Below are 19769 nucleotides of genomic sequence, written 5' to 3'. Positions count from 1 at the left end.
AGATAACCTAATGTTGAGTTGATTTAAAATCCGAAGCGGTGAAGTCAGTTTTTTCAGCAGTTTCTTGCCAAATACGCAAAAATTCTGTTTGCTGTGGTTGACCTTGAAGATAATGAATCGTCGCTTGAATCCAGAGACGATGATCTTCAGGCAAAATCTGTCCTTTTAACAATACATAGCGTAGATAGACTAACCATGTGTTTAAAACATCCCCTTCACAATAACTGGTTAATTCTATCCAATTATTGTTACGAACATATTCAGGGATAAAATAACCTGGTGTTCCGCGCTTACCCGGGTAACCGAGCATATAAGCGACATCATCCAGTTTTTGGAAGTGACGCGCATTAAACATTGCCATAAAATCCATCAAATCAATATGACGATGATGGTAACGATTCTGGTAGTTATTATAGCGCTTTTGTGTATCAATTTCGCCTTGATCAAACAGACTTGGCGCAGACAACCCATGATACATTGCTCTATACATAATAACAGGCAGATCAAATTGGGAGCCATTCCAACTGACTAAAGTCGGATTACGTTTATCAAAAATTGATAGAAATTTTTGTAAAATTTCAGGTTCTGAATAATGTTCACGACTGAATGAAAATAATTTCATTCCTGCCTTTTCATCAATCCATAGTCCTGAAATACAGACAATTTCATGTAAAGCAAGTCGCTGAAAGTCAGTGCCCGCTTCTTGACGTCTTAACTTACTCAGCGCTTGTTCAATACTATCTTCTGGTAAATCTAAGCCATATAGATGCGCTCCTGATTTAAGATCGGTCAATGTTTCAATATCAAACACTAAAACAGGTAAGCGCATATAGATTTACTCGAATTTATTGTTCATCTTCTACAGAGAATAACCCCGTAGAGAGATAACGATCACCACGATCACACACGATACACGCAATCACAGCACCAGGATGTTGTTCAGCGATTTTTATTGATGCCCAAACTGCACCACCAGAAGAAGTACCAGCACTAATTCCTTCCTTACGTGCCAATTGACGAGCCATTTTTTCAGCTTCAATTTGTGGAATATCCATAATTTGATCAACACGAGAAGCATCAAAAATCGTCGGTAAATATTCTTGAGGCCAACGGCGAATACCAGCAATATTCGACCCTTCAGATGGCTGTAGACCAATAATTTGAATATTTGGATTTTGTTCTTTGAGGTATTTTGAAATCCCCATGATGGTTCCCGTTGTTCCCATCGAACTTACAAAATGCGTAATTTTACCGCCAGTTTGTTGCCAAATTTCTGGACCAGTTGTCAAATAGTGTGCTTGGACATTGTCTGGATTACCAAATTGATTGAGTACTAAACCTAGACCATCTTTTTCCATTTGCAATGCGATATCACGAGCTTCTTCCATATTCTCGGATTCAATAAGCTCAGCACCATACGCACGCATTGCATCTTTGCGCTCTTGACTAGAGCTTGCAGGCATAATCAATTTCATTTTATAGCCACGCATTGCCGCAACCATGGCTAATGCAATACCTGTGTTACCGCTAGTCGCTTCGATCAGCGTATCACCTGGCTTAATGTCACCACGTTTTTCAGCTTGCATGATCATGTTATATGCTGGGCGATCTTTGACAGAGCCCGCTGGATTATTACCTTCCAGTTTTGCCAATACAGTCGCTTGAGTATGACTTGCCAGACGCTGTAACCTAACCAATGGGGTTTTACCCACATAGTGGTCTAATAAAAAATCGTCTGATTGAAAATCTACTTGTGTATTACTCATTATTTGCACCTATATTGAGGTGCAGGTATTGTATGAAAAAAAGTATCTCACTGCATCAATTTCAAAGGCTTTTTAATGAGGGTGATTAAAGCACCATCATTTTTTTAAAGCGTGCTAATATGCCTAACATGGGGAATGAGTCACTCTGCACATGTCGAATTTGAATAAAAAAATCTTCAATCGCTTAAAACTAAACCATGCTTATGGGCAATTGATTGCCCTTATTTTTGTCCCCATTGCAGTACTGGCAAGCGTCGGCTCTGCACTGGTGCTCACAGAAACCTCCAATTCTGCAAAATCAGAACAACGCTTTGCCGCAAATGCAATTTTAAGTCGTTATAAATACACGACAGAAAACCTACTTATTGCGCTTGAAAAAAACCCCTCACAAGCGCAACAAGACCGCGCTAAAAGCATCTTACAAAAGATGTTTAATGAAAAATATTTACTCAGTGTCGCAGTCCTAGACCAACAACAAAAACCATATTTTGGGTTAGGCTATCGCAATGAAAAACCTTGGCCTAGCTTCCCGACCAATGTACAAACATTTGGTCCGATTAAAGATCAACATAATCATATTTATGGCTTAGCATTAAATACGCCTGATCAAAGTAAAAAATGGCTTGTTATCGAGCTAGATAATCAACCTCTCGCCATCTCTCAATATCGTGTTTTCATTGTACTGATCACGACGGGTTTGTTGACACTTTTACTCTTATTACTGTGCTTGAACTTTTATTCACGACGTTGGATTGCGCCTATGTACGAAATACGTATGCAATTACAGCGACTCAATGCAGACACACTCGACCAACACATGGTCATCAATAGTACTGGCGAGTTAAGGTTACTCCAACGTGATATTGCGAATGTCGTGAAGCGTCTACATTTCAGCTTTTTAGAGCTGAAGGAACATACCGAGCAGACCGAAGACGATTTAAGACGTACGCTTGATACACTTGAAGTGCAAAATATTACTTATAAACAAGCACGCGATCAGGCCATCTCATCCAATCAGGCAAAATCTGTTTTTCTTGCCAATATCAGTCATGAATTGCGTACCCCGCTGAATAGTATCGATGGTTTTATTCACTTGTTATTGCGCCAAGAGAATCTCAGCAATGATCAAAGCCTGTATTTGCAAACGATTCGCAAATCCTCTGCACATCTTTTAGCACTGATCAATGATGTCTTAGACTTTTCAAAAATTGATGCCGGTAAACTTGAATTAGAAACCGCATCATTTGATTTAGAAGAAGCGATCTTCGATGTTATGGACATGTTGTCGCCATTAGCCGCCCAAAAAAATATCGACATGGCCTTCTACTATGCCGATAACATTCCAAAGTATGTGATTGGCGATGCTTTACGTTGTAAACAGATTTTGACTAACCTGATTTCAAATGCCATCAAATTCACTCCTGATGGTGAAATTATTGTACGTGTTCGCATGGAGCATGACGATCTAGAACATTGCCTATTGCATTTCAGTGTTCAAGATAGTGGTATTGGATTAAGTGGTACAGATCGTAAACGGTTATTTGAATCATTTTCTCAAGGCGATGCTTCCGTTACTCGTCAATTTGGTGGCACAGGTTTAGGGTTAGCAATCTCAAAACAATTGGTTAATCTGATGCATGGCCAAATTGGCTTTGAAGATAACCAAGAACGCGCCCCAACTGAAAAGGGTTCAACATTCTGGTTTACTGCGAAATTTGCGGTTGATGAATATGAAATTATTCATCCGCAATTCCATGACATGCGTGTCATCTCCTATTTAGCCCACCCTGCAACTGCGAATGTTTTACGTCATTATTTAGAAAATTATGGTGTTGAACACACAGAAGCTCAATCCATTCTAGATTTATTCAGCCGTCTAAACGGTTTGACACATCAACCTGAAAATACGTGGTTGATTGTAGATCACAGTGGTGATCCAGAGGCTTTATTAAAAGAGATTCGCGGACGTTATCAAGGTCACTTAGCCGTATATGGCTATCAGATGGCGCTCGACCTCAACATGTTGAATGAATACAAAGCGAGGCCACTGTATCAACCTCTGAGCCGCTCATCATTAATTCAGCTCTTGGAAAATCAGCCAATATTTGAAGTTGAACCTCATGATAACTTTAAAGCCCTTAATTTACATATACTTGCAGTAGACGATCATCTACCAAACTTAATCGTTTTAGAAGCTTTGCTCGGCGAAATTAATGTTCAAACAACTAAAGCGCAAAGTGGACAAGAGGCACTACAAATTTTACAACAACAGATTCAAAATGATGAAAAGCCGTTTGATCTGATATTTATGGACATTCAAATGCCAGTGATGTCTGGCATCGATACGACTCGTGCGATCAGATCGTTAGAATCCACCATCGAGGGACGTCACACACCAATCATTGCACTCACAGCACATGCTTTAGCAGATGAGAAACAAAAGTTGCTTAAAGTTGGCATGGATGACTATGTCACCAAACCAATCCAAATGGATCAGATTATTCAAATTCTGACCCATTGGAGCAGTGATAAGTTTATTCATCCAATTAAATCCCAAGAAAAAACTTTACGTATCGAAACCTTAGATCATCAGGTTTTAGATTGGAAACAGTGCGTTCAATTGGCAGCGAATAAAGAAGACTTAGCACAAGATTTATTGAAGATGCTGGTGGACAGCTTCCCGAATGAACTTGCTGAAATAGAACAACTCATCGAACTTGAAGATTATCCGCAGCTCGAACATGTATTACACCGTTTGTATGGGGCAACACGCTACGTCGGCACTCCGAATTTACAAAGCATCACAGGTGAATTTGAACAGTTCGTTTCAACGCTGCGTAAAGAGCGTAGAAAAGCAGATGAGCAATTTATTGAAAATGTGATGAAACGACTGGATGAATTAAAAGATGCGATTGGACAAGTAAAAGAAGCAGCCGAGTCTATTTTGAATCATTAATAGACGATCAACGCACTGTATTAGGCAATACGTGATGACTCTACTGTCACGACAGTCTATTTTGGACATGTTATGCTTAAAACAAGGAACAATAAACTCGAGTCACAATAATGGCTGTAATACGTGTAGAAAAAAATAATGGAATTGCGACGGTTTTTCTGAATCGTCCCGACAAACGTAACGCGATGAGCTTTCAACTTTTGAAAGAGTTGGTGCAAGTCGCAAAAAAAATTAAATCTGATCGTACTATCCGCTGTGTGATTCTCACTGGTGAAGCCAACGTATTTAGTGCAGGTATTGATTTAACAGACCTGAATAATCCACAAAATCGTGCTTATGCCGCATGGGAACTCATTAAGCCTGGTCAAAGTCTATTTCAAAAAGCTTTTTTAATCTGGCAAGAACTCCCTGTTCCAGTCATTGCAGCTATTGAAGGGTATTGCTTCGGTGCAGGTATGCAATTGGCTTTAGCGGCTGATATTCGAATTGCTCACCCCAACACCCAAATGTCGATTATGGAAACCCGTTGGGGCTTAGTTCCAGATATGGGGTTAACACGCTCAATCAAAGGTATTATTGGAGTCGACCTAGCCAAAGAATTATCATTAACAGCACGTGTATTTGATGGTCAATATGCCAAAGAAATTGGATTGATCACACATGTTGATAACGCGCCGATGCAAAAAGCTCAACAGCTTGCCGACGAAATGTTGCAGCGCTCACCTGATGCCTTAGCTGCAGTAAAACAAGTCTTAGATGCGATGGAACACGCACCCAAAAAATCACTTCGTCTTGAGAAAATTTGGCAACTCAAATTACTCCTTGGCAAAAACAGTCAAATTGCGCGTAAAAAAGATAAAAATCCAGATTTGGAATTTCTACCACGTCAATTCAAATAAATTGGTTTTCAAACTTAGATCAGGGATTAGCTTCAATAATGATTAACGGTCAAACTAAAATCGCATTCTTAGGTATGGGTTTAATGGGTAGCAGAATGGCGACTCGATTGATACAGGCTGGGTTTTACACTGCTGTCTGGAACCGAAGTCCAAACGCATGTGAGCCGTTAATCCAGCTTGGGGCACATCCCCTTCAACTCTCTGAGATAGCACAATTTGATCTGATCCTAACTTGTTTAGCCGATGACAATGCGGTAGAGGCTGTTTTTTCTCAAATTGAATCACTGATTCAACCCGAGCAGATTATTGTGGACTTCTCGAGTCTATCTGTGGATAAAACTAAAAATCTTGCACAACGTGCAACTGCTAAATCAGCGCATTGGATAGATTCTCCTGTGTCAGGTGGAACAGCTGGTGCTGAAAATGGCAGTTTAGTTATTTTTGCTGGCGGACCATCGAGCATCATCGAATCTTTACAACCAATGTATCAAGTTCTTTCACAGCGTATAACCTGTATGGGTGGAACTGGAACAGGACAAGCCACCAAAATTTGTAATCAACTGATCGTTGCTGCAAATAGCACACTTATCGCAGAAGCTGTTGCTTTAGCAGATCAGGCGGGTGTTGATACTCAACTGCTTGCACCCGCCTTAGCAGGTGGATTCGCCGACTCTAAACCTTTTCAAATTTTAACACCACGTATGGCAACGCATGAGTTTGAGCCTGTGCAATGGAAAGTTCAGACCCTGTCTAAAGATTTAAATAACGCCTTGAGTTTGGCTCGAAAATTTGACCTTAATATTCCTGTCGCTCAACAAGCCTTAGAACAATTGAAAGCGCATCAATCCAATGGCTTTTCTGAATCAGACCTTGCCTCAGTCATTCTGCAAGTTGAACAAAATAATAAATAGGTCGCATTCAATATGAAGCTCGCTGTTAATTTATCGATGATCTTTACAGAAGTTCCACTCATTGAACGCTTTGCGCTAGCTGCTGAATATGGATTCCAACATGTAGAAATTCAATTTCCATATGAGCTGAGTATTGAGCAAATTCAGCATGAACTTAATGAACATCAACTTAGCTTGTGTCTCATCAACGTTCCTGCCGGAGATTTAATGCAAGGCGGATGCGGATTAGCAAGTATCCCAAGTAAAACTGATGAATTTAAACAAGCTGTTGACTTAGCGATTGAATATGCATGCTCACTCAATATACCTCGAGTGAATATTTTGGCTGGTAAGCAACCAGATAATGTTGAATATCAGGTCTGCTATGAAACCTTGGTCTCAAATCTTAAATATGTCAGCGAGATCCTCACAGCGCATGGGATTCAACCCGTTTTTGAGATGATTAATGGCTTTGATATGCCCAACTTCATGATTCAAACAATGCATCAAGCCAAAGAGTTACTGAAAGACGTCAATCATCCAGCTCTAAAAATGCAATTCGATTGCTATCACATGGCTAGAATGCAAGAAGACCTGATTCTGTCACTCAAAGAAAATATGCAACACATTGGGCATATCCAATTTGCAGATGTACCAGGTCGCCATGAACCACTCACAGGGATAATTGACTATCCCGCTATTTTTGAATGCATTGCAAATAGCATGTATGAAGGATTTGTCGCAGCCGAATATCGCCCCCAATCTCATTCAACAGATTCTTTCGAATGGAAAAATAAACTTCTTTAATATCATCATATTGTGGTATAAAATTTGTTCAAAGTTTGAATTTTCAAGCAGAAAGCGCTATAGTGAAAGATGAGTTATAGTCAGGAAAATACACTTCTCATGAATTTAGAACCATCGCCCGGCGCTTCTAATTCTCACGAACTCTCTTTGAATTCTCCAAAACAAGACGTTCAAGCTTGCTTAAAAGTTGTTCAAGAAGCATTGCTTGACGTTAAAGCAAAAGAAATCACAACGATTGATGTTAGCGAAGTGAGCAATGTTGCAGATGCAATTGTCATTGCTTCAGGTACTTCTACACGTCACGTGAAAGCGCTTGCAAACAACGTCGCTGATGAAGCACGTAAAGCAGGTTTTCGCCCTATCGGTATTGAAGGCGAAAGCGATGCAGAATGGATCCTTGTTGATCTTGGCACTGTTGTAGTACATCTGATGTTACCTACAGCACGTAAGTTTTATGATCTAGAAAACTTATGGCGTAATGCTTCAACTACAGATTCTGTAGCATAAACATATTAAAGCGACCTTCTTGGTCGCTTTTTTATACTGTGCATTTTATATTAATAACAATAAAGCCAACAAAAAAGAACTCACTAATTTGGTTTACCTTGATATGACCATGATAAAAGCCACAAGAATAGATCACGATGCATTGGTAGAAACATTAATGCAATCCTTTTGGAACGAAGAGTTTTGCAACTGGGCGATCCAAGCTGAAAAACTGAGTTTCCAACAAAAACATACAAAACTTGAGCAATTCTTTAGTATCCAATTGAAAGATATCGCTCAACCATATGATGAAGTCTATACCAATCCCGATCGCTCAGTTGCTGCACTTTGGATTCCGCCAAATCAGTGGGATTTAAACCTCATTCAGCAGGTTAAACTACTCCCTCAATTAACGAAGATTATCGGTTTAAGACAACTGGTGAAATTTATTCACATCATTAATCTGGTGCAGAAACATCATCCCGGTGAGGCGCATTATTATTTACAACTCATAGGTGTAAGTCCTGACCACCAAGGACAAGGCTTAGCCAGCAAAGTCTTAGCACCTATTCTCACAAAGAGCGATCAAAACGATATCCCATGCTATTTAGAAACTGCAACACCAAGCAATGTTGGACTCTATCGTCATTATGGGTTTGAAGTGATCTTTCACCTTCGCGATCTGCCCTACGATGCACCTGAAATTTGGGGAATGTGGCGAAAACCTACGCATGAAAAATAAAAAAACCACCCGAAGGTGGTTTTTTAAAAACAAGCTATGAATTAGTGACCTGTACCGTTGATGGCTTTCGTCATATCTTCAACAACTTTCTTCGCATCACCAAAGATCATCATTGTTTTGTCGTTATAGAACAAGTCATTATCAAGACCCGCATAACCTGTTGCCATAGAGCGCTTGATCACCATAATGGTACGAGCTTTATGTGCTTCAAGAATAGGCATACCATAAATTGGCGAGTTTGGATCATCTTTCGCTGCAGGGTTAACGACGTCATTCGCACCGATGACCAATACCACATCTGTTGCTGGGAAGTCTGAGTTAATCTCATCCATCTCTAAGATGTCTTCGTACGGAACATCTGCTTCAGCTAAAAGAACGTTCATATGACCAGGCATACGACCTGCCACTGGGTGAATCGCAAAACGTACAGTTACACCTTGCTCTTTCAATAAGTTTGCAAGCTCTTTCACCGCATTTTGAGCACGACCTTGCGCCATACCATAACCCGGTACAATAACAACACTGTCTGCATTTGACATTAAGAAGCCAGCATCATCAGCAGAACCAGAACGGTAGTTACGTTGAACTGCTGCACCAGCTGCTGCTGTCGGTGCTGCAGCACCACCCATTGCACCACCAAACAATACGTTGATGATTGAACGGTTCATTGCTTTACACATAATGTAAGACAGAATTGCACCTGATGAACCTACAAGCGAACCTGCAACAATTAACATGTTGTTTTCAAGCGTGAAACCAATCCCTGCTGCCGCCCATCCAGAAAATGAGTTAAGCAAAGACACCACAACTGGCATATCACCACCACCAACAGGTGCAATCCATACCCAACCAAAGGCTAAAGCAAGTGCTGTCATTGCCCAGAAAGAGGTCATGTTACTCGTCAAGAAGAAGTGAATCCCTGCTGCTAGCATCGCAATAAAAATCAAAGCTTGAACAGGTTTAACCCATACACCTGAAATCGTTTTTGCCCATTTCTTTGCCGCCAATTTACCATAAGCAAATACCGATGCAGTGAATGTAATGGCACCAACGAAACATCCTACGAATAATTCGAATAAATGTACGCGACTCATTTCATGGAAGTTCACACCATTTGCAGCCAGTAAGTCTGGCTCAAGCTCGATGAGCTTGTTGTTGTGAATAATTGCAGCGATCGCAATCAACACTGCAGCAAGACCCACGAGTGAGTGCATGAGAGCAACTGTTTCTGGCATTTGTGTCATAGGCACTGTACGAGCACGAGCAATACCAACGACCGCACCCAATACCATTGCACCGACAATCATCCATACCACAGGATTATCAGCAACAAAGAAAGTTGTTAACACGGCGATTGCCATTGCAATCATACCGTAACGGTTACCTGCAATTGCTGTCTTAGGACCAGACAAGCCACGCAAAGTTAAGATAAAAAGAACGGCACCGATTAGGTAAAACCAATCCGCATACTCACGAATAAATTCCATGTATTAACCCTCTTTTTTCTTTTGCTTTGGCTTAAACATTTCAAGCATACGAGCGGTTACAGCGAAGCCACCAAAAATATTAATGCTTGCTAAGAAAACAGCGATCGCACCTAATACACTCACCACATTGATGGTATCGAAACTCACAGCCCCCTCAACACCCATAACAGGTAGACCAACAGTTTGGATCATCGCGCCGACAATAATAATTGAAGACAATGCATTCGTTACGGCCATCAGTGGCGTGTGAAGCGCAGGTGTCACTCCCCAAACAACGTAATAACCTACGAAGATTGCGAGGACAAAAATTGTAATAGTTTCAACCATGATCAGTCTCCTTAGCCACGCTTCAACAGCACTTGACCACCATGAGTGACAAGCAATGCTTTTTGGATTTCGTCTTCTTGATTGATACTGTAGTTTTTATCTTGATCAAAAAGCGTTTCAACAAAGTTATAAACGTTACGTGCATATAGCGCTGAAGCTTCTGTAGAAACGGTCGCTGGAATATTTGGGACACCCAAAATTTTCACGCCATTATCAGTCACAACAGTTTCGCCGCATTTTGAACCTTCAACGTTACCGCCAGTTTCAACTGCCATATCGAGGATGACTGAACCTGGTTTCATTTTGGCAACTGTTTCAGCTTTAATTAAGCGCGGTGCAGCACGACCTGGTAAAAGCGCCGTCGTGATCACGATGTCAGCATTCGATACCGCTTTGTCTACAATTGCAGCTTGGTCTTTAATATATTGTTCACCAGGCATCCAACCATAACCATTTTTAGCAGCTTCATCAGCACGCGCTTGCTCTTCTGCTGACATTGGTACGTCTAACCATTTACCGCCTAAAGATTCAACTTGATCTTTAGCTGTTGGACGTAAGTCTGTCGCTTCAACAATAGCACCTAAACGTTTGGCTGTTGCAATCGCTTGTAAGCCTGCTACACCAACACCCATGATGACTACACGAGCTGGTTTAACCGTACCCGCCGCTGTCATTAACATTGGGAACATACGTTGGTACTCTGCCGCCGCAAGAAGCACAGATTTATAACCTGCCAAGTTTGCTTGTGATGACAACACGTCCATATTTTGGGCACGAGATAACGTACGTGGTAATAACTCAAGTGCAAATGCAGACACTTGCTGAGCAGCGAATTGATCAAGTTCCGTATTACGGTACGGATCAAACATCGCAACCACTGTGGTGTTTGGGGCTAATTTTTGTATTTCTTCGCCTTTAGGTGCGCGAACTTTTAAAACCAATTGACTGCCGGTATAAGCATCATCAACAATTTTTGCACCAACCTGTTCATAGGCACTATCAATATAAGCAGCTTTAACACCTGCATTACGTTGGATAACGACACTGTGACCAGCACCAATTAACTTCTTTACTGTTTCTGGTGTCGCAGCTACACGACTTTCACCAACTACAGTTTCGGTAGGGATTCCGATCTGCATGAGCATTCCTCAAGCTAATTTTTTTTAAAGTAGATATCGCATTCCTGCGATATACCCCTGGATGTATTCATGTGAATTTTTTGGATTCTAATTGAACTTTTTTAAATTACCACCCAATATTTATTTAATAAATACCCTCATTTTGAACTCATGATTCACAATCATCACAAAATTTCATGGTATTTGATCTATCATTTTCATAAAAAATAGTTTCATATTCGTTTAATTTTCGATCCATTTTTTAACAAAAAAGAAACTTTTTTCTAATTTATCGTCAGTATAGGGAGCTTGACTTTATTAAGCTTTGATCATTCTGACATTTTTTAGCTTTCTTTTTATCCCTTTTGATTGTGTTAAAGCGCCGTGCATGTCACATTTTTAGTTGCTTCTTTCATTCTCATAAATCTCAATTTGCCGAATTGACAAAAAATCAGACTAATCGATTCAAATTCTCACGACATTCTTAAAAATTATAAATAAGACAAAATTTAGATAAATCTAGGTTTACACATTGGGCTTAGATTTTGGCTTAAAGATGAAATACAAGATGACAGATTCTTGAAAAGAATGCTTACAAACCGTGCAAAAAAAATTTGAAATATTTTTTTGATGTATTTTTTGGGTTGATAGACCACTGTTTTTTTCATATTACGCACCACAATGATGCATTTAAACAAAAAATCAAAACTCCTTATGTCGCTAGGTAGGTGATTAAGCGAAAATTAGAGATTGAATTTTAGAGCTTAAAATGAAGATTGGCTTATACTTTCATTATTTAAAATTGATTTTTAACATTTATGGTACTTAAGCTGACTCCCACTCAGTTAGGGAGTTTATATGCGCTGTTGGCAGCATTCTTGTTTAGTAGTAAAGCGATCTTAATCAAACAAGCTTATGCAGTTTCTGAAGATGTTGATGCAACATTGCTGGTTGCCTTAAGGATGCTCAGTGCCTTACCCGTTTTTCTTTTTATTTGTTGGTTGAACCGACACCGTAATCGTGGATTTTCAGCGCAGGATTGGGCACTACTCCTCGTTGCTGGTTTGATTGGATATTATTTTTCAAGTTGGCTCGATTTTATGAGTCTGATGTACATCAGTGCCTCTTTGGAGCGTATTATCCTATTTCTATATCCCACCATGACAGTAATTGCATCAAGTGTAATTTTCAAACATCCTCTTTCACTGAAGACTATTTTTGCAATTGGACTAAGTTATGGCGGTACGCTTATTGTGATGTTCCAAGAACAAAGCAATGTGCCTCATGAAAGTAATTTTTGGCTAGGTGTGAGTTTAGTTTTCGCAAGTGCGATTTGCTTTGCAAGTTATCTATTAATGACTCCAAAATTAATTCAGAAATTTGGATCCTGGAATTTTACAGGCTTAGCGATGTCTATCGCCTGCTTAGGGACGATTCTTCACTATTTTATTGCTCAGCCAAGCCCTGTATCCAATATCCTTCAACAACCCATGGAAGTAATCGGATATGGTGTTGCATTAGGCATTGGGGTAACGGTGATCCCAACTATTCTCATTGCGCAAAGTATTGCTCGTTTAGGTGCTTCTCAAACAGCCATGATTGGTTCACTCGGACCAATTCTGACCATTATATTGGCGACTATCTTTTTAGGGGAATCAATGAATATGATTCAATGGTTTGGTTGTGCGCTGAATATATTGGGCGTGATGATGATTACGCTTTCCAAAACTAAACTGAAATAAAGACAACATTAACCTCACAGTTCAAATTTCAAAATAGCGCTTCACGATCAAGCTTAGTCTTCATAGTGAATTTCTATTTTACCTTGATTATCGTCAAATTTAATGTCGAGTGGAACAAAGTGAGAACCCGACGATGTAGACCCCATTTGATCATTTTCATTTCTTAGTGGGCATTCAGTTAAAGATAAGCACCCACAACCAATGCACCAATCCAGTTGTTGACGAAGTTGAAGCATATTTAAGATTTTTTGATCTAAAATTTTTTGCCATGCACTCGATAATGCGGTCCAATCTGATTTAGTCGCGGTTTTATTCTTAGGGAGTATGTTAAATGCTTGCTTCACTTCAGAGAGTGAAATCCCAACCTGCTGTGCCACTTTGATGATGGCAATCCTTCTCAGCATATATCGTGGATATCGCCGTTGATTTCCTTCCGTCCGCACACTCCAAATAAGTGCTTTGTCTTCATAAAATCTGAGTGCTGCGACCGATACACCACTTCGAGCAGCTAACGCGCCTATACTGAGCCACTGTTGTAATTTTTGTTCTTCCATGCTCTTGACCTCAAGTTAAGTTGAGCTTTCATAATTCTTTTCTAAGCTTAATACAGAGACGATAGAATGACAAAACCAAATAAGCCAACGTTTAGTTTAACCACTAAAAATCCGCCTCAGCTTTATTCTCCAAGGCAACTTGGATATAGCCACATCTGTGAGGTCAAACACTTCAACACAGTCGTTCATATATCAGGTCAAGGTGGTGAAAATGCCGAAGGACATTATTCCACTGATTATTCAGAACAACTCAACCAAGTCTTCGAAAATCTCAAAATCGCTCTCAGCTATGCACATATCGACTTTTATAACATTGCTGTTCTAAGCGTTTTGATTGTCAATTTTGACCAACAAAAACATCACCTGTTAAATCTGAAAATGAATACAATATGGAAAGATCAAAATTTCCCAGCATGCACACTAATCCCTGTGTCTCGCTTGGCATTAGACGCCATGCAAATTGAAATCGAAGCCACAGCTTACTGCTCCTCATCCACTGAGCCATTTATTCATGTATAACGATCTTGACGATTTAAATAAAAAAGACATCACGAATGACACTGCTTTACTTTGGTTGATGGCCATTGCTTGTGGTATTTGTGCAGGCGCTAATTATTATTCGCAGCCCTTAATTCACTCTGTTCAACTTTACTTTAATGCCCCTGCAACAGATGTGGCATTAACTGTTACTTTGGCTCAAGTCTCTTATGCTGTCGGACTGCTTTTTATCGTACCACTTGGTGATATTCTCAATAAAACGAAATTAATCCCATTTTTAATGTTCTTTGCAGCAGTGGGATTATTTATTTGTGCTTTTTCGCTCAACCTTTATATGTTATGGGCTGGCACAATTATCACTGGGCTTTTCTCGGTTGCAGCACAAATTTTGATTCCGTTTGCCACGATGGCGGTTCGACCAGAACGAACAGGCGAAGTGGTCGGGTTACTGATGAGCGGATTATTGGTTGGTATTTTGATTTCGACCAGTTTAGCTGGTTTGTTATCCAACTTATTTAATTGGCAGCTCATTTATATCGTCAGTGGAATTTTGATGTTAATGGTCGCTGTGGTACTTAATATTCGTCTGCCTTATATTCCTAGCTCTAAAATTAATTATTATGCTGTGTTTAAATCCATGGGGTTGCTACTTAAAGAAGAGCCTCGTTTAATCTATCGCTCTATCATTGGTGCCTTTGCATTTGCAACGATGAGCATCCTCTTCTCCACCATTTCTATTTTACTTAAATCCTCTTTTTCTCTTGAAGATGTCATGGTGGGTTTAGTCACTCTGGTTGGCGTATTTGGCGCCTTGTCCACCAAGAAAATTGGTAAGATCGCCGATCGTGGTTACGTCAAACAAATCACTTGGTTTGGCATTTTAATCCTAGGTAGCGCATGGATATTCCTTTATTTAGGTGCATTCTATTTAAGTTGCTATATCATCGGTTTTGGACTGATGAATCTCGGTCTAGCATTGGTGCATAGTAGCAACCAGAATGTGATTTTTAATTTAAGACCGGATGCTAAATCTCGTGTAAATTCACTTTATATGACCAGCTATTTTATTGGTGGCGCAAGTGGTTCCGCGCTAGGAATTTATGCTTGGGATCATGGTGGATGGGCAATGGCGTGTATCGTAGGATTAATTCTGGTCAGTTGTACGGCACTATTCACGCTAGTGGATCAACGTTATCATCGAGCCCAACTCAGCTAGCTCATAAAATATGCATGTTAAGCCTCTATAAATGGAGGCTTTTTCAATAATTTAGCCTCTGCAGTCATCATTCAGTCCTCTAAAGCTGTGTATCTCTTGTGCGTAATCACACACACTGTTCACTATCATTATAAAAAATATTCGTGGACAAGAATGAAAGCTGTTGTATGTCATCAAAATGAATTAACACTTGAAGATGTCAGCCATCTAACACCATCACAAGGACAAACTTTATTAGAAGTTGTGCGATGTGGTATTTGTGGCAGTGATTTACATATGCAACATAGTTGTGACCACATGCATGAACTTACGGCTAAAGTGGGTCTAAAAGGTGTTGCAAAGTCAACAGACCGTTTTGTCATGGGGCATGAATTTTGCGGTCGTGTTCTAGATTATGGTCCTAAAACTAGAAAAAAATTTAAAATAGATACCTTAGTTTGTGCGATGCCACTATTGAAAGTTGATCAGTGGTGTTATCAAGCGACTGGTCTTTCCCCTCAAGCTTCTGGTGGTTATGCCGAACAAATCTTGGTGCAATCTCAACTCATGTTTGCGGTGCCAAATGGATTACATCCCGATCTTGCGGCAATGACCGAGCCAATGGCGGTTGCTTTACATGCAGTACGTCGGAGCAGAATAAAGAAATCAGAACCTGCAATTGTTATTGGTTGTGGTCCAGTAGGCTTAGGTGTCATTTTAATGCTCAAAGCGATTGGTGTTAAAAAAATTATTGCCAGTGACTTTTCACCAAATCGCCGTCGGCTGGCTCAACTTTGTGGCGCAGATGTCGTCATTGATCCTAAACAATCATCGCCTTTTGAGAGTTGGAAAGAATACGGTTTATTGGGTGATGCTTCTGAAGCGATTAACTATGGGATCGGTATTTTTGAAAAGATTCAGTCTATGCATATTCCATGGTGGCATGCGTGGCGTGTGGCTGACAAATTAGGTGCTTTACCCAAACGTCCTGTGATTTTTGAATGTGTCGGGATGCCAGGCATCCTTCAACAGATTATTAACGGTGCGCCATTATTTTCTAAAATTATCGGTGTGGGTGTATGTATGCAATCCGACAGCATCGAACCCGCTTTGGCTTTAAACAAAGAAATCGAAATCCAGTTTGTGATTGGTTATACGCCACTGGAGTTCAGAGACGCGCTCCATATGATCGCTGAAGGTCAAATTGATTGTTCTCCTCTGATAACGGGCGTTGTAGGTCTTGCAGGAGTTAAAGATGCTTTTCAGGCCTTAGGTGATCCTGAACAACACGCTAAAATTTTGGTCGACCCCAAAAAGATCGGATCTGATATCAGTGCACTTTAGATATTCTTTAGGTTCTATACGATATCAGTGCTCATGGAATTTTAACTAGAAGATTCAGACTTCATCAGATTCCCTCATTCATCCTGCATGATACTCAATCGAACTTTAAATTTTTAATTTCATCTATGAATAGATCTTAAATAAGGAAGTTTTATGTCAAATGTAAATCACATGCCTTTCAATGTTGAAGCAAGTTGTTCTTGTGGCGCAAATACTTTTCGCTTTTCTCATGCCCCTATCGCACATTTTATTTGTCACTGCCAAGTTTGCCAAGAATATACAAGTAAGGCATTTTCAGATGTTTTAGTATTCTTGAAACAAGATGTTTGTGATTTAAATATTGAACAGACTAATTTTAAACGTTTGAAATCACCACCCAATATCCGTCGTGGGATATGCAAACAATGTCATTCCCCTTCTATTGAATTTGGAATATTAGATCAGTTGGTATTTATTCCTAAATGGAACTTAAAAGACTTCTCGCAAGTTCCCCCTGAAAATATGCATATTTTTTACCATCGTCGTGTGCAAGATGTAGCTGATGATTTGCCAAAATATAATGGTTTTATCCAGAGTCAAACTCAAGCAGCTAAGTTTATTTTAAAAGGGTTAACTAATAGAATCCTAAAATAAAATCACTAATAAAATATGACTTCACTTGAACACTGTTTAAACCAATGATTGAAAAATTTAAATTAGATCTCTTTCATAAATCGAAAAAAGATCTATCCTTTACTGATTATTTGTACCGAATAATTTTAAATATTCATACATAATTTTCGAATGAAATACATCGACTCAAAGAAGCTTTCTGAAACACATTTTAAGCGATATACAGGCATCTCATGGTCAACCTTTGATTTAATGGCTGAACAGCTAAAAATGCTTGTACCTGCTAAAGGTAGACCATCTAAGTTAAGTGTAGAAGATCAAATCCTTCTGTGCTTAAGTTATTGGCGTGAATATCGAACATTGTTTCATGTCGCAACAAGTTATGGTATGTCAGAGCCTACTGCTTCAAGAATCGTCCTCCACGTAGAGGATTGCCTGATCAAGTCCAATCTATTTAATTTACCCAAGAGTTTGCCTGAAGGCTAAGGTATCGACTGGAATGTGGTGATCGTAGATGCTACAGAAATTCCAATACAAAGACCTAAAAAAACAGAAGAAAAGCTATAGTGGTAAGAAGAAAGCTCATACTTTCAAAGTACAAGCCCTTATCCATTATAGAACACAGCAAGTTCTGAGTTTATGCACGAGTTGTGGTGCTGTACATGATTTCGAGCTTTTCAAACGCAACATGAATCAAATTCCTAAAGGGTCTTTTATCCTTGCAGATAAAGGCTATCAAGGGATTTATACGGTGTATCCAAATAGTCTATTTCCATTAAAAGCAAAAAAGTACTGTAAACTAGATCCCGAGCTAAAAGTTTACAATCAAGAAAAGAAGAATTGGAATTGAGCATGTATTTGGGACTTTGAAGACCTTCAAAATCCTTGCTGAGCGATATCGCAACCGTGGCAAAAGTTTGGGATTAAGATTCAGTTTAATCGCAGGGATTTATAATTTAGAACTGAGTAAAAATGATTTATGAAAGAACCCTAATATTTATACCAAGCAAAAAAATATAATAACCAAGAGGCTTTGTTTCAAACAATAATTCATAACCGCCTGATTCAAATCAATTAAAATAAAAAATTATATTTCCTATAATTAATAAAGATTTATTCATATAAAAAAATTTATATAACAAAGCCAAAGCTTCTGATAATATTTAAATTAATATTGAAAATATCCAACCGCCTATAACATTGATATAAGAAAAAAAATACCATCTAATTTTAAGTAGAATTAATTTAAATAAAAAACTAAATATCCAAAAAAATGTATTTAAAGCAAAACATATACAAAAATAAGTGAGAATTAATGTTAGTTCCCCAAAAAATGAATTCTGATAGTGATCAAACAACAATTCAATACTGAGTACAAATGGAAGCGAGCCAATTACAATATTCCAGTTCAATATCTTTTCTCTTTTCTCTTTTAATTGCCAACCAAAGAGAGTCAATGTAGCCTGAAAAATAAAAAAATAAGTCAAAATGAGTAAAAAGTCTCCTGGGTTTTTAAAACCACTCATCATTTTGAAAACCCACATTTGGCTTCATAGCCCATATCCACACATCCTTTATCTATTCGATAAAGCAGTGTATTAAACTTCCTCAAAGTCTGGCTAAATATACCGTCCAGTTTAATACATGACGCCACATCACTTTGACCAATAAGTATTAAACATCTCTTTGATACCATCATCATCTTCCATATATTCCTCAGGTGATATTTTTAAAGCTACACCACTCAAATAAATTATTGCTTTCCATAGAAGCTCCTCTTCAGTAGGAGGATCAAAAAACAATTCATTATGGTCAAGCGCATTCCTCCTTATTCTTGCCCACTCTTCAGCTTCCTCTCGACTGATTTTATGGGTCAATAAGCCGCTGAATACTTGTTGTACATCTGATAAAAATATTTTCATAACACCATTTCCCAGTATATTTCCCATTCTTATCAAATAAATAATGTGTTTTAGTTCCATTAGGCTTTGTTTCACAAAGCTATTCTTAAGGGCTTCTTCAGCCATATAATTTTCAAATGAAGAAGCCTACACACAAAATCTACCGCACAACCAATTGGCCCGCATATAACCGAGCACTCATTAATCGCGGAAATATTGCCATTTGGTTTGATCCTACTACGCAATGGTATGCTCTATCAAAAGGCAAACAAGGACGAAATCAAACCTACTCCGACGCAGCCATCCAATGCTGCTTAATGATTAAATCCTTATTTCGTCTGTCTTTACGTATGGTCACTGGCTTTGTGCAAAGTCTGATTAAACTTTGCGGATTAAATTGGACAGCGCCAGATTACAGTACACTTTGTAGAAGACAAAAGTATAT

The 19769-nt window shown here is 39.1% G+C and carries 22 protein-coding genes; 15 read left to right on the top strand and 7 right to left on the bottom strand.

Translation table 11 applies throughout. The features are described 5' to 3' along the window. Nucleotides 1-7: 7 nt before the first annotated feature. Both BMW42_RS12665 and cysM read right to left on the bottom strand, forming a co-directional pair. Nucleotides 8-829: a 3'-5' exonuclease gene (locus BMW42_RS12665; protein WP_035265329.1), complete on the bottom strand. Its 822-nt coding sequence runs from the start codon at nucleotides 827-829 to the stop codon at nucleotides 8-10. A 16-nt stretch (nucleotides 830-845) separates the two neighbouring features. Next, complete coding sequence (cysM, locus tag BMW42_RS12660; RefSeq protein WP_092768315.1) at nucleotides 846-1766, bottom strand: cysteine synthase CysM; 921 nt, start codon at nucleotides 1764-1766, stop codon at nucleotides 846-848. A gap of 151 nt (nucleotides 1767-1917) precedes the next feature. Here cysM and BMW42_RS12655 point away from each other — a divergent pair, with 151 nt between their 5' ends. The 6 genes from BMW42_RS12655 (at nucleotide 1918) to BMW42_RS12630 (ending at nucleotide 8546) form a co-directional block, all read left to right on the top strand. Further along, the gene (locus BMW42_RS12655; RefSeq protein ID WP_092768313.1) at nucleotides 1918-4722 is read left to right on the top strand and encodes a GacS-like sensor histidine kinase; all 2805 of its coding nucleotides are present in this window, start codon (nucleotides 1918-1920) and stop codon (nucleotides 4720-4722) included. Between the two features lie 110 nt (nucleotides 4723-4832). Then, nucleotides 4833-5621, top strand: a complete 789-nt coding sequence (locus BMW42_RS12650) for a crotonase/enoyl-CoA hydratase family protein (RefSeq protein WP_092768311.1) — start codon at nucleotides 4833-4835, stop codon at nucleotides 5619-5621. 35 nt (nucleotides 5622-5656) lie between these two features. Continuing rightward, nucleotides 5657-6532 (top strand): NAD(P)-dependent oxidoreductase, encoded by an 876-nt coding sequence (locus BMW42_RS12645; RefSeq protein ID WP_416224332.1) that lies wholly within the window; start codon nucleotides 5657-5659, stop codon nucleotides 6530-6532. A 12-nt stretch (nucleotides 6533-6544) separates the two neighbouring features. Next, nucleotides 6545-7318, top strand: a complete 774-nt coding sequence (locus tag BMW42_RS12640; RefSeq protein ID WP_092768307.1) for a hydroxypyruvate isomerase family protein — start codon at nucleotides 6545-6547, stop codon at nucleotides 7316-7318. Between the two features lie 99 nt (nucleotides 7319-7417). Next, nucleotides 7418-7825 carry a ribosome silencing factor gene (gene rsfS / locus BMW42_RS12635; protein ID WP_035265319.1) on the top strand — a complete coding sequence of 136 codons (408 nt, stop codon included), beginning with the start codon at nucleotides 7418-7420 and terminating at the stop codon, nucleotides 7823-7825. Nucleotides 7826-7928: 103 nt separating this feature from the next. Continuing rightward, complete coding sequence (locus BMW42_RS12630) at nucleotides 7929-8546, top strand: GNAT family N-acetyltransferase (protein ID WP_143047418.1); 618 nt, start codon at nucleotides 7929-7931, stop codon at nucleotides 8544-8546. A gap of 41 nt (nucleotides 8547-8587) precedes the next feature. Here the strand turns inward: BMW42_RS12630 and BMW42_RS12625 are convergent, their stop codons facing one another. The 3 genes from BMW42_RS12625 to BMW42_RS12615 are packed head-to-tail and all read right to left on the bottom strand — an operon-like array spanning nucleotide 8588 to nucleotide 11499. Then, nucleotides 8588-10033: an NAD(P)(+) transhydrogenase (Re/Si-specific) subunit beta gene (locus tag BMW42_RS12625; RefSeq protein WP_092768303.1), complete on the bottom strand. Its 1446-nt coding sequence runs from the start codon at nucleotides 10031-10033 to the stop codon at nucleotides 8588-8590. A 3-nt stretch (nucleotides 10034-10036) separates the two neighbouring features. Further along, nucleotides 10037-10360: a proton-translocating transhydrogenase family protein gene (locus tag BMW42_RS12620; RefSeq protein WP_092768301.1), complete on the bottom strand. Its 324-nt coding sequence runs from the start codon at nucleotides 10358-10360 to the stop codon at nucleotides 10037-10039. An 11-nt stretch (nucleotides 10361-10371) separates the two neighbouring features. Then, the gene (locus tag BMW42_RS12615; protein ID WP_092768299.1) at nucleotides 10372-11499 is read right to left on the bottom strand and encodes a Re/Si-specific NAD(P)(+) transhydrogenase subunit alpha; all 1128 of its coding nucleotides are present in this window, start codon (nucleotides 11497-11499) and stop codon (nucleotides 10372-10374) included. Nucleotides 11500-12296: 797 nt separating this feature from the next. On the opposite strand from BMW42_RS12615, the gene BMW42_RS12610 reads away from it, so the two are divergent. Continuing rightward, nucleotides 12297-13220, top strand: coding sequence for a DMT family transporter (locus BMW42_RS12610; RefSeq protein ID WP_092768297.1), 924 nt, complete (start codon nucleotides 12297-12299; stop codon nucleotides 13218-13220). 53 nt (nucleotides 13221-13273) lie between these two features. Here the strand turns inward: BMW42_RS12610 and soxR are convergent, their stop codons facing one another. Next, on the bottom strand, nucleotides 13274-13774 hold the full coding sequence (soxR, locus tag BMW42_RS12605) for a redox-sensitive transcriptional activator SoxR (protein WP_092768295.1): 501 nt from the start codon (nucleotides 13772-13774) through the stop codon (nucleotides 13274-13276). A gap of 66 nt (nucleotides 13775-13840) precedes the next feature. Here soxR and BMW42_RS12600 point away from each other — a divergent pair, with 66 nt between their 5' ends. The 7 genes from BMW42_RS12600 to BMW42_RS14990 all read left to right on the top strand — a co-directional run bounded on the left by BMW42_RS12600 (nucleotide 13841) and on the right by BMW42_RS14990 (nucleotide 18406). Next, entirely contained in the window at nucleotides 13841-14293 is a 453-nt protein-coding gene (locus tag BMW42_RS12600) for a RidA family protein (RefSeq protein WP_035265310.1), read from the top strand. After that, entirely contained in the window at nucleotides 14286-15488 is a 1203-nt protein-coding gene (locus BMW42_RS12595) for an MFS transporter (RefSeq protein WP_092768293.1), read from the top strand. The genes BMW42_RS12600 and BMW42_RS12595 overlap by 8 nt, the downstream gene beginning before the upstream one ends. 153 nt (nucleotides 15489-15641) lie before the next feature. Continuing rightward, a complete protein-coding gene (locus BMW42_RS12590) occupies nucleotides 15642-16811 on the top strand; it encodes a zinc-binding dehydrogenase (protein ID WP_092768291.1) in 1170 nt (389 codons plus the stop codon). A gap of 153 nt (nucleotides 16812-16964) precedes the next feature. Continuing rightward, nucleotides 16965-17444: a GFA family protein gene (locus BMW42_RS12585; RefSeq protein WP_092768289.1), complete on the top strand. Its 480-nt coding sequence runs from the start codon at nucleotides 16965-16967 to the stop codon at nucleotides 17442-17444. A gap of 150 nt (nucleotides 17445-17594) precedes the next feature. Further along, nucleotides 17595-17909 carry a helix-turn-helix domain-containing protein gene (locus BMW42_RS12580; protein ID WP_092768287.1) on the top strand — a complete coding sequence of 105 codons (315 nt, stop codon included), beginning with the start codon at nucleotides 17595-17597 and terminating at the stop codon, nucleotides 17907-17909. A 28-nt stretch (nucleotides 17910-17937) separates the two neighbouring features. Then, nucleotides 17938-18273, top strand: coding sequence for a transposase (locus BMW42_RS12575; protein WP_092768285.1), 336 nt, complete (start codon nucleotides 17938-17940; stop codon nucleotides 18271-18273). 16 nt (nucleotides 18274-18289) lie between these two features. Beyond that, complete coding sequence (locus BMW42_RS14990; protein WP_416224331.1) at nucleotides 18290-18406, top strand: hypothetical protein; 117 nt, start codon at nucleotides 18290-18292, stop codon at nucleotides 18404-18406. 672 nt (nucleotides 18407-19078) lie between these two features. Here the strand turns inward: BMW42_RS14990 and BMW42_RS12565 are convergent. After that, nucleotides 19079-19345: a hypothetical protein gene (locus BMW42_RS12565; protein WP_092768375.1), complete on the bottom strand. Its 267-nt coding sequence runs from the start codon at nucleotides 19343-19345 to the stop codon at nucleotides 19079-19081. Between the two features lie 116 nt (nucleotides 19346-19461). On the opposite strand from BMW42_RS12565, the gene BMW42_RS12560 reads away from it, so the two are divergent. Next, on the top strand, nucleotides 19462-19769 hold a 308-nt coding region (locus BMW42_RS12560; RefSeq protein WP_171260729.1), incomplete at its 3' end, for a transposase.

This window comes from Acinetobacter sp. DSM 11652 (assembly GCF_900109815.1).
Lineage (GTDB): Bacteria > Pseudomonadota > Gammaproteobacteria > Pseudomonadales > Moraxellaceae > Acinetobacter.
Note: the sequence above shows the minus strand (reverse complement) of the source record. Positions and strands in the feature narration are given on the sequence as shown.